Consider the following 14312-nt stretch of genomic DNA (forward strand, 5'->3'; position numbering starts at 1 on the left):
TTCAGGTTCGCCGAAGCTTCGCGGCCAGCTGCAGCGCTGCGGCAAGCGTCAGTGCCGCGCCGCCGACCGCGATTGCCGACTGCCAGGTGCCAACGCGACCGAGCCATTCGAGCCAGGCGATTCCGGTCGTTTCCGCCATAGCCTTGGCGGTCGAAATGAGGCCCGAGGCTTCGATCTGCGGGCGGCGCGTGGCAAAAACCCAGCCGGACCAGGTCAAGGCCCCTCCAATCGCGACGGTTGCAGCGTCGGTCAGTAGGCGCAGCTGGGCGCGCGCCGTCTCGGACAGAAGGTCCGCCAAGACGGAAAACCGGATGTGGCGGTCTTGGAGGCAGGCGAGGGCCACGCCGAACATCACGCCGTAGATGGTCAGGTAGATGGGGAGCTCCTCGCCCCAGCGCAGGGACTCGCCCGTCGTGTAGCGGCGCAGGGAGTTGACGCAGACGATTCCGAACAGCGCTGCCATGCATAAACCAGCAAGGGTCGCGAGCAGGCGTTCGTAAAGGCGGATCGCGACGGTCATGATGGCTCCTGTCGGTGTTGGGCGGCCCCGCGTGGGGCCGCCCGGGTGACAATAGTTGATCATTCCATCGCCGAGGCCAGCGCCTCATCGAGGCGGTCGATCCAGCCAGCGTCGTCGCCGAGCTCACCGGCCAGCCATTCCTTGACTGCAGGCTGTGCGGCATCGCGGAACATCGCAAGTTCCTCGGCGGTCGGGGAATAGACCTGCATACCCTCTGCCTGCACGGCGTTCACGCCCGCGGCGGTCGAGAATTGCTGGATCGACCGGCCCATGGTGCCAGCGACCTTGGCGGCCTTCGCGACCACCTCCTGCTCTGCCGGGGAAAGCGACTGGAAGAAGTCGTCCGAGATCACGAGGAAGTCTGCGGCGTAGACATGGCCGTCCAGCGTCATGAACTGCTGAAGCTTGTGCAGGCCGTTGTTGTAGATCACGCCCACGGGGTTTTCCTGGCCGTCGACGACGCCGGTCGACAATGCGTTCGGCAGTTCCGTCCACGCGATCGGCGTCGGTTCACCACCCAGACCCTCGACCATCTCGATGTAAAGCGGGATCGGCTGAACGCGGAATTTCAGTCCCTCCATGTCCGCAGGGGTCCGGATCTCACGAACGTTGTTGGTGAAGTTACGGAAACCGGTTTCACCGTAGGCCAGCGTGCGCAGGCCGGTCTGTTCGAGGCAATGTTCGGCCAGCGCGGCGCCGAACGGGCCATCAAGCACTTCCCATGCGACGGGGGCGGAGGGAAACACGTAAGGAATATCCAGCACGCTCGCGGCAGGGCAGGCCTTCGACATGGCACCAGACACCATGACGACCTGTGTCAGCCCGTCCTGCGCCTGCGCGACGAGTTCGTCCTCGTTGCCAAGCGCGCCGGCCGGGAAAAGCTCGACCGTGAGGTCGGTTTCGCCTTCGACGATGTTCTTGAAGATCTCTGCCGCGGCCCCTTTTTTCGAGCTCTGCCAGTCGGCCGGGTCGACATGGGCAAAGCGAAGGGTTTGCGCATCGGCCGAGGCGGCGCTTAGTGCGAGGGCCGCCGCGGCGGCAAGGGTTGTGGTCAGACGCATGGTTTCCTCCCTGATAAGGCGTCGTTGGGGCCTCGGGTGTCAGGTGCCGAGGCTGTCGAAGGTGGCGCGCATCCGGTCTGGATCGGGCGCGCGCCCAGTGATGAGTTCGAAGGCCCGCACGGCCTGGAGCACCGCCATGCCAGAGCCGGGCAGCACGCGGCAGCCAACGGCGCGTGCTGCCTGCAGGAGTGCGGTGTCGAGCGGAAAATAGACGATGTCTGCAACCCAAAGCCCGGGGCGTAGGAGGTGCGGCGGAAAGGGCGATCCGGGCAACTTGGCCATGCCGACCGGCGTGGCGTTGACGACGCCGGTCAGCTGCGCCGCCACGGCGTCGAGGTCGTTGATGACAGCGACACGGGTCGCGTCGAAATGGTCCCCGAGACTATCGGCCAGCCGCCGAGCGCGCGCCGTTTCCGTGTCGTGCAGCCACAGCCGCGCAGCGCCGAGCTGCATCAGCGCATGTGCCACGGCACTGCCCGCGCCGCCTGCACCAAGCAGTAGGACCGCATCCAGAGAGGCACCCGCCATGCCGCGGCGAAAGCTTTCGGCAAAACCCCAGAGGTCAGTGTTGTGGCCGATGCGCCGACCGTCGCGGATGACCACGGTGTTCACAGCGCCCAGTGCACGCGCATTGTCGGACAGCGAATGGAGGTGGCCGATCACGTCCTGCTTGAACGGGTAGGTGACGTTCAGTCCCGCGAGACCACGTGCTTCGGCCTCGTCCAGAACCTGGCCCAGTGTTTGGCCCGCGTGGGCGGGATCGTCCATGTCGATCAGGTCGTAGGTATAGTCGAGACCCTGCGCCCTGCCTTCCGCCTCGTGCATGGACGGCGTGCGCGACGCGGCGATTCCGCATCCCAGCAGCGCGGCGCGCAAGGGCACCGCGGCGTCCTGTACCGCGCGTTCGGCCATAATGTTCCTCCCCGAAACCGCCTGGCGATTCCTCCTCATGAGGCCAACATTGTTCGCAGCGGTTAAATCTGTCAAGGGAATTGAACCGTCCGGTTAAATGCGCCAACCTGCAGATCGGGAGGAGCATGGATGGCGGATGACGGAAGGCAGGGGCGCGCGACCTGGAAGCAGGATCCGCAGGGCGTACAAGAGAACATCCTGCGCGTGGCGCGCGCGGTCTTCGCCGAACATGGGCTATCGGGGGCCCGCATGGCCGAGATCGCAGAGCGGACCGAGACCTCGAAGCGCATGATCTACTATTATTTCGGCGACAAAGAGGGGTTGTACCTGCGCACGCTCGAGGAAGCGTATCGCGAGGTCCGCGCCAAGGAACGTGCGCTGGACCTTGGTGGATTGGATCCGGTTGAGGCGCTGCGGCGGCTGGTTGGCTTCACCTTCGACCATCACCGCGCGAACCCCGATTTCATCCGTCTGGTCATGATCGAGAATATCCACCAGGGCCGTTATCTCGAACGCTCAGATGCCATTCGGGAGGTCAATCGCGGTGCCATCGCCACGCTGTCCGACATCGTGCGACGTGGCCAAGCGGCAGGCGTGTTTCGCCCCGATATCGACCCGTTGACACTCCATTGGCAAATCAGTGCGATGAGCTTCTTCAACGTCTCGAACCGCCACACCTTCGGCCGATCATTCGGAACGGATCTATTATCGAAGGAGGGTCAGAAGGCGCTGCAGGCTGCGGTCGTGGCCACCATCACGGCTGGTGTTCTGTCTTCAGGCAACGGTTTTTGAATAGTCTTCCGAGGGATGACGTCAGACATTCGTGACAGGTGCGGCGAACTGAACTTTGGCTTCCCGCCCAACCTGCGCCTCGGGTTTAACCTTTAGTTTCAGGCAGACCTGCACAGATTGTCGTCACGAGACACTTGGTTTCGCTCGGGCATCACGTTGCCAAATTATGAGCACCTCCCCGAAAATCGGACAGTGACGCAAGCTACGATCTAACGTCTGCTGGTCTCCAAGAACGAGGAGATCAGAACATGTCGAAACGCAGGAACCATGATGCGGGCTTCAAGGCTCGCGTGGCGCTGGAAGCTTTAAAGGGCGAGCGCACCGTGTCGGAACTGGCCGCGGAATACGGCGTGCATCCGACCATGATCCACCAGTGGAAGAAGGCGCTGCTCGAGGGGGCATCGGATATCTTCGAGCGTGGCAGCAAGAAGAAGGCCGAGCTCGACGAGGAGACAGTGCGGTCGCTGCACGCCAAGATCGGAGAGCTGGCTGTCGCCAACGATTTTTTGTCCAGAAAGCTCAAACCCTGGACCGGCAAGTGAGGCGCGGGATGATCGAACGCTCTCACCCCACGCTGTCGATCGGGGCGCAATGCCGCCTGCTGTCGATCTCGCGGTCGTCGTTCTACTACGCTCCGCAGGGCGAGACCGCAGTGAACCTGGCGCTCATGCAACTGATCGACCGGCAGTTCCTGGAAACCCCATTCTACGGCGTCCGGCAGATGACTTGGCACCTGCAGAACGAGGGGCACGCAGTGAACGTGAAACGCATCCGCCGACTGATGCGGCTCATGCGTCTGATGCCGATCTACCAGAAGCCCAACACGAGCAAGCCCGCGAAGGGGCACAAGACTTCCCCCTACCTTCTGGGTGGCCTGCGGGTCGATCGGCCCAACCAGGTCTGGTGCGCCGACATCACCTACCTGCCGATGCGACGAGGCTTCCTCTACCTGGTCGCCATCATGGACTGGTTCACCCGCAAGGTGCTGGCCTGGCGCATCTCGAACACGCTGGAGGCGGACTTCTGCATCGAGGCGCTGAACGAGGCGGTCCACCGCTTCGGCCCACCCGAGATCATGAACACCGATCAGGGCTCGCAGTTCACGTCCTTCGCCTGGACCGACCGGCTGAAGCGGATCGGGGCCCGGATCTCCATGGATGGCAAAGGGCGGTGCCTCGACAACATCTTCATCGAACGCCTCTGGCGGTCCTTGAAGTATGAGTGCGTCTATCTGCACGCCTGGGAGACCGGCTCGCAGGCGAAGGCAGGGGTTGGTAGATGGATCACCTTCTACAACCACCAGCGGCCTCACGCCGCCCATGGCGGGCAGCCGCCCGCCGTGGTCTACTTCAACCAAATAGAAACCGACCAGCAGGGGCAGAGAGTAGCTTAGATCACCACGGAAACTGTCCAAGGATCGGGGAGTAGCTCAGTCATCAGATCTCAAGATGTCGACAAGTTCCGCACCCTGAGAGAAACCGCAGCAAACAAAGCGGAGGTCCGAGACACCCTTGGCGTTTCGCGAAAGCAGTTCGATCTCCTGGAGCAGGCGGGCTTCTTTCCTGCAGCATGCCGCATGGCGCCCCATCCTTGCACCGATGGTGACTACGATCTCGCTCAAGTCAGAAAAGTCATTGCGCGGGTTCGGCAGTCCGTAAGCGACCAAGGCTATGTGCCAAATCGCGCGATACAGTTTCGCGAGATAAATCTGCGCAGAACAACGGACCGGCAGGCGCTCCTACAGATTCTTCGTCAGATCGCCTCAAACGAGCTGCGACCCATGGTTTTCGAAGAAGCGAGCAAATTGGGCCATGCTCTGTTCGACGAAGATGAAATTGATGTCCTACTGAAGCAGCATGGTGGCGCGCGCGCATGGACAGTCGGCGACATCGCGGCATTCACTGGATGGAAATCCGAGTGCGTCGCCGGTTGGTGCGAGCAAGGTCTTCTCAAGGCAACCAAGGCAAAACGAGGGAGCCTCGAGGTCTGGCAGGTCACCGAGGAGGCTCTCGCGCGTTTTAATCAGGAGTTTCGTGTCGTCTCAGATCTTGCGAAGGAGGGAAGAACCACCTCGCGGAAAATCCTCAAATCCTGCGCTGATCGGGTGATCGTCACGGTGGGTTCGCGACCAGCCGGTTCTTCATCGCGAGGGCATCTGATCCGGTCCTGCGATCTTGCAAGAATCTTGATTTCCCCTGCCGCCTGACCAATCTCCAGAGATTGGAAATTCCATCGAACGCCGCTGAGGTATCCCTTGGCGGCGTTTTTCGTCTTCGATAATTTGTTCGACAGCGGTTTGATTCATAGTTAAGTTTGAATCAAGCAGACACTTCTTAACTAAATGAATTCGCGAAATATTTTGGGGAAATTGCGCACGGCTTTGGGCAAGGAGAGTGTAAACCTTTTGGCACTGGCGGCAGAATTTTTCCAACAGCGATAGTGGCGGTCGCGCAGGATTGCGCGGCATACTACAGGAATTTCAGAACCGAACGGACGACGCCGATTGCTGGTCTGGCAATCGGCGTTTTCCATTCTGCATCCCTGCGGTGTTCAGGAAGACGCGCCGGGAGAGAAGGTGTAGCGCACCTGGTGCCGGTACACATCGTCAGGGCGCAGAATCGCGTCGGGGAAGCCCGGCTTGTTGGGCGCGTCCGGCCAAGCCTGGGTTTCCAGCGCCAGCCCGCCGAAAGGTGCGTATCGCTTGCCGTCGAGGCCCGACAGACCCGCCTCCGGGATATGGGCGGCGTCATAAACCTGCATGCCGGGCTCCGTCGTCTCGACCGACATCGAAAGACCGCTTTCCGCACTGAACAGCTCCGCGACAGGCCGCAGGGGCCGCCGCCCATCCGACAGGCAGAAATTGTGATCCAGACCGCGCCTGCCAATCTCCGATCTTGTGCGAAAATCCAGTTTCGTGCCCGCCACCGGATGGATTTCACCCGTGGGGATCAGCTCCGCATCGACGGGCAGGTAAGCGTCCGCATTGATGCGCAATTCATGGCGCGTGATGTCGGGGCTGCCATCGAGGTTGAAATAGCCATGATGCGCAAAGGAGCATGGCGTCGGGGCGGTCGTGGTGGCCCGGATATCGAAGCTGAGACTGCAATCCTCGGTCAGGGTTATCTCTGCGCCAACGGTCAACTGGCCGGGAAATCCCATCTCGCCATCGGCAAGCGTGAGACCCATCGTGACGCTGTTTTCGGTCAGGTTCTCGATGCACCAGATCTTCTCGTTCGTGCCGACCGCCCCGCCATGCAGGGCGTGCCTGCTCAGCCGATTGCGGACCAGTTGGTAGTCCTGCCCGTTGAGGGAGAACCGTCCGTGCCCGATCCTGTTCGCAAAGCGTCCTACAAGGGCGCCGAAATACTTCATCGGACCGAAATAAGGCTCGATGGTAGGTGCGCCGAGGACGAGCGGGTGCGCAAAGCCGTTCAACCTGAGATCCTGAACGATGGCGCCATAGGTCAGGATATGGGCGCGAAGCCCGCCGCCCCTCAGCGTCACCCGTTGGATGGCGTCTCCGGCCGGGGTTTCTCCGAAGTGTTCAATCTGTTGGGCCACGTGTCTTTCCCGGTTGCGTTCAGCCGTCTTGAGACCTGCATGCAGCGAAAGAGATACTCAAGCGATCCTCGTTTGGCCCGAGTAACACGGACGACACCGCTTGAGCCGGATTCCGCCGTCCGGTCAGACCAATTCGCCCTCGATCACCCACATCGTGGCCGGAAAGCTCCACGGCAATGTCAGCCCGTGGGCCATCAGATAGCCACCGCTCACGGTCATGCTTTCGCTTTTCAACAAGGGGGTGCCCCGCGACAGGGTCGGCGCGTCCTCTCTGTTCCTCAACGTGATGCGATAAATTGCGTCCCGCGAAAGCCGGGTGAGGCGCAGAGGGCGAGGAACGATCTGCGACGAGGTATCCTGCTTTCCGGCGAAGATTACGAAGCGCCCGCCGCCCTGTGCCAGATGCTGTTCGGCAAGCACTGCCGGATCCGGGCTGTCGAGACGCAGGATATCGGCTTTGACCATCCAGTCGCGATTGTCCTTCCACCACTGGGTCACGTCCTTCAGGACCTGGGCCTCCTCTGCCGTCAATTCGCGCGGATCCATCTCGAAGCCCATATGCCGCTGGGCTGCGACCCAGGCGCGGAAGCGGATGTCGATGGTGCGGCCCGACGTGTGACACACCCGCGGGCCCACGTGGGAGCCGGTGACGGCCATCGGCAGGAAGATTGCGGCGTTGTGCTGCATCCTCAGCCGCTCGATCGCGTCGTTGCTGTCGGAAAGCCAGACCCGGTGGGTCCTTTGCAGGATGCCGAAGTCGATCCGCGCGCCGCCCGAAGCACAGCTTTCGATTTCGGTGGCGGGGAAGGCCGCGCGCAGCCGGTCGATCAAGGCGTAGGACCCGCGGGTCTGGGCCGCGTCCGGCATGGGCAGGACGCGGTTGTGATCCCATTTGACGTAGTCGATGTCATGATCGCCGAGGATCTTGCCCACTCTGTCGAAGAGGAAATCCCGCACCTCCGGCAGCGCCATGTCGAGGGCCTTCTGCTGCCGTCCGAGGATCTGGTCCGCGCTGCCAAAGGCCCATTCGGGATGTTTGCGATAGATGCTGCTGTCCGGATTGATCATTTCCGGCTCGAACCAGATGCCGAAACTCATGCCCAGCCCGTGCACGTGATCGATCAGCGGCCTCAGCCCGTCGGGATATTTGCGCGGATCGACTTCCCAGTCGGACAAGGCGCGGGTGTCGTCGTCGCGATTGCCGAACCAGCCGTCGTCGAGCACGAAGCGCTCCGCGCCAAGCTCTGCGGCAATCTCGGCGATCTCCTTGAGCTCCGCGAGGTCGTGATCGAAATAGACCGCTTCCCAGCAATTGTAGTGCACCGGGCGCGGCCTGTCGGGGAAGGGAAAGTCCACGACCTCGTCACGCAGATGGCGCTGGAAGGCTACGGCGCAGCCGTTGATCCCGTCATCGGAATAGACGGCGTAGAGGATGCCCGTCTCGAAGCGGTGCTTGGCGTTGTTCTCCACGCGGGCCGCATGGCCGAACTGGATCTGGCGTCGCCCGTCGGGCAATTCCTCGGCGACCATGCGGTGGCCGCCCGACCATCCGTAATGGAAGGCGTAGACATCCCCCGCCGCGTTGGTTGCCCCTCGGCACGGCAGCAGCAGGCCGGGGAAATGCTCGTGCCCGGTGCGCCCGGTGCGGTTCTCGCGATAGCGCATTCCTGGCGACCAGGGGGCGCGGTTCATCTGGAACTCACCGCACCAGCGGCCGGAGAAGTCGATCATCTCGTCGGCCAGTTGCGGCGCAGGAAAGACCGGTGCGGAGAGCCAGTGCAAGTGGATGGGGCTGTCGCTTTCCAGCTCGGCCTTGGTCTCGATCACATGGGTCGCCGAGTTGATCGCGAAGGAGGCGGTGTAGCGCAGCCCGTGGGCCGTATCGCGAAAGATCAGCGAGAGCGCAGTGCCGTCCTGATCCGCGGTATCGAAGCGAAAGTCGGGCAGGATCGGGGTGCCCGACCCGTCTCGCAGAATGAGCCCTGGCTGGCCTGGGAAGGTCCGCGTCGCCTCCGGGTTGATCGACAGCTCGGGGTTCGTATCGAGCATACCGCCGGTCACATCGAGCTCGTTCGCCCGGTAGATCGTTTCGAGATCTTCGCCATCGGGCAGTCGCGGCCCCCAATAGACCACTTCCGCAAGGTGGTCGTTCCGGGCACCGAGAACCAGCGACTGCCGGGTGTCATCCAAACGCCAGCATCTGATCACTTGACGGCCCCGAGTGTCAGTCCGGCAATGAAGTGCTTCTGCATCAGGAAGAACATCGCCACCGGCGGAAGCGCCGCCACGATGGAGCCTGCGCTCATCAGGTGGTAGGCGGCGCGGAACTGGCTGTTGAACTCCGTGATGCCCGCCGTGACCGGCTGCGCGCCGGGTCCCTGTGTCAGCACGACGGCCCAGAAGTAATCGTTCCAGATGAAGGTGAAGATCAGCACGGCCAACGCGGCTAGTGCGGGTTTCATCAGCGGCAGCACGACGTACCAGAAGATCTTCCACTCCGCGACGCCTTCGACGCGCGCCGCCTCGATCAGCGGGAAGGGCAGGGCGCGGATGAAGTTGCGCATGAAGAGCGTGCAGAAGCCGGTCTGGAAGGCGATGTGGAACAGGATCAGACCGGTCTTGGTGTCATAGAGGTTCAGATCGATCGTCAGATCGCGCACGGGCACCATCAGGATCTGGAAGGGCACGAAATTGCCCGCGATGAACATGAAGAAGATCAGCAGGTTGCCCTTGAAACGGTACACGCCGAGCGCGAAGCCCGCCATCGCCGACAGGGCCACGGCACCAATCACCGTTGGGATGGTGATCAGCAGCGAATTCAGCAAATAGCGCGGCATGTTCGATTCAAAGAACACCCGGCCGTAATTCGAGAACAGCTCGAACGAGGACGGCATGCCCCAGTAATTGCCGTTGGCGAAATCCGCCTCGGGCTTGATCGAGAAATTGGCGACAGCAATGAGCGGCAGAAGCCACAGGATCAGGGCCAGCGGCAGGAACGCCTGGTAGCTGAGCTGAGCGGAGCGTGGTTGCTTTTCGATGGGTGTCGGGAACATCTCAGCGCGCTCCTTTCTCGTCCTGGTACATCGACCAGAGGAAGTAGACGATGAAGGCCAGCATGATGAAGAAGAGGATCACCGCGATCGCCGCGCCATAGCCCATGCGGAAGCCGAATTCCGACAGCGATTCCTCGAACATGTAGAAGCTCAGGACACGGGTCGATCCGAAGGGGCCGCCATTGGTCATGACCGAGATGAGATCGAAGGACCGAAGCGCGCCGATGATCGTCACGACGAAGGCGATGAAGGTCGCGGGTTTGAGTTGCGGCAGGATCACGTACCACAGCATCCGCCAACCCTTCGCACCATCAAGGCGCGCAGCCTCCACCTGCTCGGGATCGACGGCATTGAGGCCGGTCAGATAGAGGATCATGCAATAGGCCGTCTGCGGCCAGAGGCCCGCAGCGATGATCCCGTAGGTTGCCATGGACGGATCGCCGAGGATGTTCACCGGCCCGAAGCCGAAAACGCCGATCAAGGCGTTCAGAAGCCCTTCGCGCGGCAGGTAGAACCACGAAAAGACAAGGCCCACGACGACTTGGCTGATGACGAAGGGAAAGAAGAACAGCGACTTGTAGACGCGGATGCCGCGCACCGTCTGATTGAGAAAGAGCGCGATGAACAATCCGGCCGGGATCGCCAGCAGATAGAGGATCAGCCACTTGATATTGTTCCAGAACGAGGTCTCGAACTTGCGGTCCATGTTTTGCTCGCCGATGCCGAGGAGGCGCTCATAATTGGCGGTGCCCACCCATTCGGCCTCTCCCAGACCGTCCCATTCATGCAGGCTGATCCAGAAGCTCTGGCCGATCGGGATGATGACGTAGACGGCGAAGAACAGGATCGCGGGCGCGAGGAACAGGAACGGCGTGATCGCTATCTGATTGCGCTTGTACCAGCCGCGCGGCGCGGGCGGATGGGTGTCCGGGACGGTGGCGTATGTCATCGGCTCTCCCTCTTGGCAGATGCAACCCTCGTGACAGCCGCCGGGTTTGTCGGGGCGGCTGTCAGAAGGGTTGGTCCGGGGACGGTGGATGCCGCCCCCGGGCCTTGGGTCCGGTTACTCGTAGATCCGCGCACGCGCGTCTTCGAGCCGCGCGAGGATGTCATCGAGGTTGTCGGGGAAGACCATGAATTCCTGCAGACCTTCCATGCCGACGCTGGCCATCTCGGCCGGGAAGTCGCGATCGAAGAACTGCATGATCCCGCCGGAGGCATTGTTCGACAGCATGTCGAAGCCTTCCTGGAGGAACTTGTCTTCACCGATCTCGGAATTGGCGTTCACGGGCAGCTGACCCAGCGCGTCACCGGCATTGATCTTGGTCTGGTTTTCTTCCGACACGACGAAGCGCAGGAACGCCTTCGCGGCCTCCATGTTCTGCGCGCCGGATGCGATATGGAACGTGTCCGTGGGGGCGTCCTCGGCGTAATCGACATCCTCGGCGATCTTCGGGAACTGGTAGAAGTCCAGCTGATCGTCGGTCAGACCGCCGTCGCGGAAGGCCGCAACCGAGAAGTTGCCCATGAGGTAGGCGGCGGCTTCGCCATTGACCATGAAGGGCACCGCTTCCTGCCAGGAATAGGTCTGGTGATCGTCGATGAAGGCGCCCATGTCGATCAGCTCACGCCAGTTGGCGAAGGTCTGGCGGACGCGCTCGTCGGTCCAGGGGATCTCCCCGCGGGCCAGCTCCATGTGGAAGTCGTAACCGTTGGTGCGGCTGTTGAGGTAGTCGAACCAGCCGCCTGCGGTCCACAGGAACTTGGTGCCGATGGTGTAGCATTTCCGTCCTGAATCGAGGATCGCCTGGCAATTGGCCTTCTCTTCTTCCCAGGTCGCAGGTTCGCTCAAGCCGAGCTCTTCGTAGATGTCCTTCCGGTAGTAAACGCCCCACTGATAATAGGTGTAAGGCACGCCCCACTGGGCCCCGTCGATGGTCATCGCGTCCTTGGTGGAGGCCAGCGCCTCGAATTCGGGCTCCGCCCAGAGATCGGAAACATCAGCGAAGAGACCGGCATTGACGTAAGGCAGCATGCGGTTGGCCGCGTACCAGTTCACCACGTCCGGCGGGTTCGCGCCGAGCGCGTTGCGGATCTGGGTCTTCCAGGCCTCGCGGTCGACGATTGTCAGATCGATGTTCAGATCGGGATGCATTTCCTGGAAGTCGGCGACCATGCCCTCCATGACCGCGCGCGGCGCCGGGTTCGACATGTCGGAGATGATCTTGAGATCTCCCGACAGGGCCGCCCCGTGCGACTCGGCAAAGGCCGCTCCGGCAAGCAGGCTGGAGACGCCGAGCGCCACCCAGGCAGATGTTTTCTGAAGTGTCATGGTTTCCTCCCGATCAGACTTCAATTTTGGTCCATTTATTGAAATTGACATCTCATTATTTGAGACGTATGCCAGATGGTGAAACGAGTCAATCATCATCGATGACGCAGATTTCGGATGGCAAAATCACGATGAAGGCCAGGGCTTTGGCTGACAAGAAGAATTCCCAGCGCGAAAACGACGGCTCCGGCAGCGGTACCGTCGGCAAGGCGCTTGGCGTTCTCGACGTGGTGGCCCGCCTCGGTCGGCCGGTCCGTGCCTCCGAGATTCAGGCCGCCAGCGACCTGCCGAAAGGAACGCTCTACCGGTTTCTCCAGACCCTGACCGAGCAGAACATGCTGAGCTACGACCCCGACCGGCGGGTCTATTTTCTCGGTGTCCGGCTGGTCAGCCTGGCGCAGGTCGCGTGGCGCAACTTCGAGATTGCACCCGTGGCCCGGCCGCATCTCGATGCGCTGGCCCAAAAGATCGACTTGGCCACCTACCTCTCAAAGCTCGACGGCGGTCAGTGCGTCTCCCTTGAGCGTGGCACGCCGGAGGTCATCGCCGGGGTCTTTCATGATATCGACCGGATCTATCCCGCCTATTGCACCGCGGTCGGCAAGGCGATGCTTGCCAACCTGCCCGAGGACGCGCGCGAGAACGCGCTCACGATGCAGAGCTTTCATCCGATGACTGACGCCACGATCACCGATCCGGACGTGCTGCGGGCCGAACTGACGACGATCCGCGATCAGGGCTACGCCATCGAGGATGGTGAGCATGTCCGCGGGATCATCGCGGTGGCGGTGCCGATCCTGTCGCCGGGCGGTGCCCTTCTCGGTGGAATTGGCGTCCATGCGGGCGACAGGCGCACCGATCTCGACACGCTCAAGCGCCATATCCCGGATATGCAGAACACGGCCGCGATCATTGCCCGCGACGCGGCGGAGTGGCGGTTTCCGGATCGAAATGCAAACTGGGATGCAAGGGGGGAGAGCTCGTGTCCGGAGTAACGCTTAACAATGTCGTAAAACGCTACGGCAACGTGCAGGTGATCCACGGGGTCGACCTGAAAATCGAAGACGGCGAATTCTGCGTCTTCGTCGGCCCGTCGGGCTGTGGCAAGTCCACGCTGATGCGCATGGTGGCCGGCTTGGAGGAGACCACGGAGGGCCGCATCGAGATCGGCAAACGCGATGTGACCAACATGGACCCTGCAGAGCGCGGGGTGGCGATGGTGTTCCAGACCTATGCGCTTTACCCGCACATGACGGTCGAGGAGAACATGGGCTTCGGCCTCAAGATGAACGGCCACCCCAAAGCCGAGATCAAGTCCAAGGTGGCAGAGGCGAGCCGCATCCTGAAGCTCGACCCGTTCCTCGCGCGCAAGCCTGCGGCCCTGTCGGGCGGCCAGCGCCAGCGCGTCGCCATCGGGCGCGCCATCGTGCGCGGGCCGGAGGTGTTTCTCTTCGACGAGCCGCTGTCCAACCTCGATGCCGAGCTGCGTGTCGAGATGCGGGTCGAGATCGCGCGGCTGCACAACGATATCGGCGCGACGATGATCTACGTCACCCACGACCAGGTCGAGGCGATGACGCTCGCCGACAAGATCGTGGTGCTGCGGCTGGGCCGGATCGAACAGGTGGGCGCGCCGCTCGATCTTTATCGCGACCCGGACAACAAGTTCGTCGCCGGTTTCATCGGCTCGCCCGCGATGAACTTCCTCGACGCCGTCGTCAAGGCCGATGGCAAGGTGGAGATCCCCGCGCTCAAGACCTCAGTTGCGGTCCCGATCACCCTGCCCGCGGCGGGCACCAAGGTCATCCTCGGCATCCGCCCCGAACATGTGGACGTGACCGAGGGCGACGCTTTGTCGATCGAACTGACGGAAGCTTTGGGCGGCGTCTCCTACGATTACATCCAGGCCGATACCGGCGAGCGATTGATCGTCGAGGAACGCGGCGATCACCGTTTTGCACCGGGGACCCGGGTGTCGCTCAGCTTCGACCCCGCACGCGCCTACCTTTTCGACGCGGACACAGAAGCCCGCATTCGCTGACGATATCCCGCACCCACACCGGATGCGGACGCACATTCAG

At 62.1% G+C, this 14312-nt stretch carries 14 protein-coding genes; 5 read left to right on the forward strand and 9 right to left on the reverse strand.

Annotation, left to right across the window (positions count from 1 at the left end; translation table 11 throughout):
* Nucleotide 1: 1 nt before the first annotated feature.
* From FIV09_RS00175 to FIV09_RS00185, 3 genes are read right to left on the reverse strand one after another with little or no spacing between them, the layout of a single operon-like run.
* Nucleotides 2–520, reverse strand: coding sequence for a TRAP transporter small permease (locus FIV09_RS00175; RefSeq protein WP_152448090.1), 519 nt, complete (start codon nt 518–520; stop codon nt 2–4).
* Nucleotides 521–579: 59 nt separating this feature from the next.
* Entirely contained in the window at nt 580–1581 is a 1002-nt protein-coding gene (locus FIV09_RS00180) for a DctP family TRAP transporter solute-binding subunit (protein ID WP_152448091.1), read from the reverse strand.
* 39 nt (nt 1582–1620) lie between these two features.
* On the reverse strand, nt 1621–2493 hold the full coding sequence (locus FIV09_RS00185) for a shikimate dehydrogenase (RefSeq protein ID WP_152448092.1): 873 nt from the start codon (nt 2491–2493) through the stop codon (nt 1621–1623).
* A 129-nt stretch (nt 2494–2622) separates the two neighbouring features.
* Between FIV09_RS00185 and FIV09_RS00190 the strand changes: the two genes are divergently transcribed.
* From FIV09_RS00190 to FIV09_RS00200, 3 genes are all read left to right on the forward strand, one after another.
* The gene (locus FIV09_RS00190) at nt 2623–3285 is read left to right on the forward strand and encodes a TetR/AcrR family transcriptional regulator (protein ID WP_152448093.1); all 663 of its coding nucleotides are present in this window, start codon (nt 2623–2625) and stop codon (nt 3283–3285) included.
* Between the two features lie 248 nt (nt 3286–3533).
* Nucleotides 3534–4678, forward strand: a protein-coding gene (locus tag FIV09_RS00195; RefSeq protein WP_371417701.1) for an IS3 family transposase whose coding sequence is annotated in 2 segments (ribosomal slippage) — nt 3534–3795 and nt 3795–4678 — 1146 coding nt in all. Because the reading frame shifts where the segments join, the coding sequence is not laid out codon by codon here.
* A gap of 387 nt (nt 4679–5065) precedes the next feature.
* On the forward strand, nt 5066–5491 hold the full coding sequence (locus FIV09_RS00200) for a hypothetical protein (protein ID WP_152454984.1): 426 nt from the start codon (nt 5066–5068) through the stop codon (nt 5489–5491).
* A gap of 131 nt (nt 5492–5622) precedes the next feature.
* Here the strand turns inward: FIV09_RS00200 and FIV09_RS00205 are convergent, their stop codons facing one another.
* The 6 genes from FIV09_RS00205 to FIV09_RS00230 all read right to left on the reverse strand — a co-directional run bounded on the left by FIV09_RS00205 (nt 5623) and on the right by FIV09_RS00230 (nt 12231).
* On the reverse strand, nt 5623–5817 hold the full coding sequence (locus FIV09_RS00205) for a hypothetical protein (RefSeq protein ID WP_152448095.1): 195 nt from the start codon (nt 5815–5817) through the stop codon (nt 5623–5625).
* Between the two features lie 18 nt (nt 5818–5835).
* Nucleotides 5836–6846 (reverse strand): aldose epimerase family protein, encoded by a 1011-nt coding sequence (locus FIV09_RS00210; RefSeq protein WP_254702274.1) that lies wholly within the window; start codon nt 6844–6846, stop codon nt 5836–5838.
* 123 nt (nt 6847–6969) lie between these two features.
* Nucleotides 6970–9036, reverse strand: a complete 2067-nt coding sequence (locus tag FIV09_RS00215) for an alpha-galactosidase (RefSeq protein ID WP_371417737.1) — start codon at nt 9034–9036, stop codon at nt 6970–6972.
* A gap of 14 nt (nt 9037–9050) precedes the next feature.
* Nucleotides 9051–9899 (reverse strand): carbohydrate ABC transporter permease, encoded by an 849-nt coding sequence (locus tag FIV09_RS00220; protein WP_152448097.1) that lies wholly within the window; start codon nt 9897–9899, stop codon nt 9051–9053.
* 1 nt (nt 9900) lies between these two features.
* A complete protein-coding gene (locus tag FIV09_RS00225) occupies nt 9901–10848 on the reverse strand; it encodes a carbohydrate ABC transporter permease (protein WP_152448098.1) in 948 nt (315 codons plus the stop codon).
* A 114-nt stretch (nt 10849–10962) separates the two neighbouring features.
* A complete protein-coding gene (locus FIV09_RS00230; RefSeq protein ID WP_152448099.1) occupies nt 10963–12231 on the reverse strand; it encodes an ABC transporter substrate-binding protein in 1269 nt (422 codons plus the stop codon).
* Between the two features lie 146 nt (nt 12232–12377).
* Between FIV09_RS00230 and FIV09_RS00235 the strand changes: the two genes are divergently transcribed.
* Together FIV09_RS00235 and FIV09_RS00240 are read left to right on the forward strand one after the other, a co-directional pair.
* Complete coding sequence (locus FIV09_RS00235; protein WP_254702275.1) at nt 12378–13226, forward strand: IclR family transcriptional regulator; 849 nt, start codon at nt 12378–12380, stop codon at nt 13224–13226.
* Complete coding sequence (locus FIV09_RS00240; RefSeq protein ID WP_152448100.1) at nt 13214–14272, forward strand: ABC transporter ATP-binding protein; 1059 nt, start codon at nt 13214–13216, stop codon at nt 14270–14272. The genes FIV09_RS00235 and FIV09_RS00240 overlap by 13 nt, the downstream gene beginning before the upstream one ends.
* Nucleotides 14273–14312: the final 40 nt, after the last annotated feature.

This window comes from Roseivivax sp. THAF197b (assembly GCF_009363255.1).
Classification (GTDB): Bacteria; Pseudomonadota; Alphaproteobacteria; order Rhodobacterales; family Rhodobacteraceae; genus Roseivivax.

Excerpts from the sequence above, each read along its gene's own strand:
- FIV09_RS00175 (WP_152448090.1), bottom strand. The coding sequence starts at position 520 with ATGACCGTCGCGATCCGCCTTTACGAACGCCTGCTCGCGACCCTTGCT.
- FIV09_RS00180 (WP_152448091.1), bottom strand. The coding sequence starts at position 1,581 with ATGCGTCTGACCACAACCCTTGCCGCCGCGGCGGCCCTCGCACTAAGC.
- FIV09_RS00185 (WP_152448092.1), bottom strand. The coding sequence starts at position 2,493 with ATGGCCGAACGCGCGGTACAGGACGCCGCGGTGCCCTTGCGCGCCGCG.
- FIV09_RS00190 (WP_152448093.1), top strand. The coding sequence starts at position 2,623 with ATGGCGGATGACGGAAGGCAGGGGCGCGCGACCTGGAAGCAGGATCCG.
- FIV09_RS00200 (WP_152454984.1), top strand. The coding sequence starts at position 5,066 with ATGGTTTTCGAAGAAGCGAGCAAATTGGGCCATGCTCTGTTCGACGAA.
- FIV09_RS00205 (WP_152448095.1), bottom strand. The coding sequence starts at position 5,817 with ATGGAAAACGCCGATTGCCAGACCAGCAATCGGCGTCGTCCGTTCGGT.
- FIV09_RS00220 (WP_152448097.1), bottom strand. The coding sequence starts at position 9,899 with ATGTTCCCGACACCCATCGAAAAGCAACCACGCTCCGCTCAGCTCAGC.
- FIV09_RS00225 (WP_152448098.1), bottom strand. The coding sequence starts at position 10,848 with ATGACATACGCCACCGTCCCGGACACCCATCCGCCCGCGCCGCGCGGC.
- FIV09_RS00230 (WP_152448099.1), bottom strand. The coding sequence starts at position 12,231 with ATGACACTTCAGAAAACATCTGCCTGGGTGGCGCTCGGCGTCTCCAGC.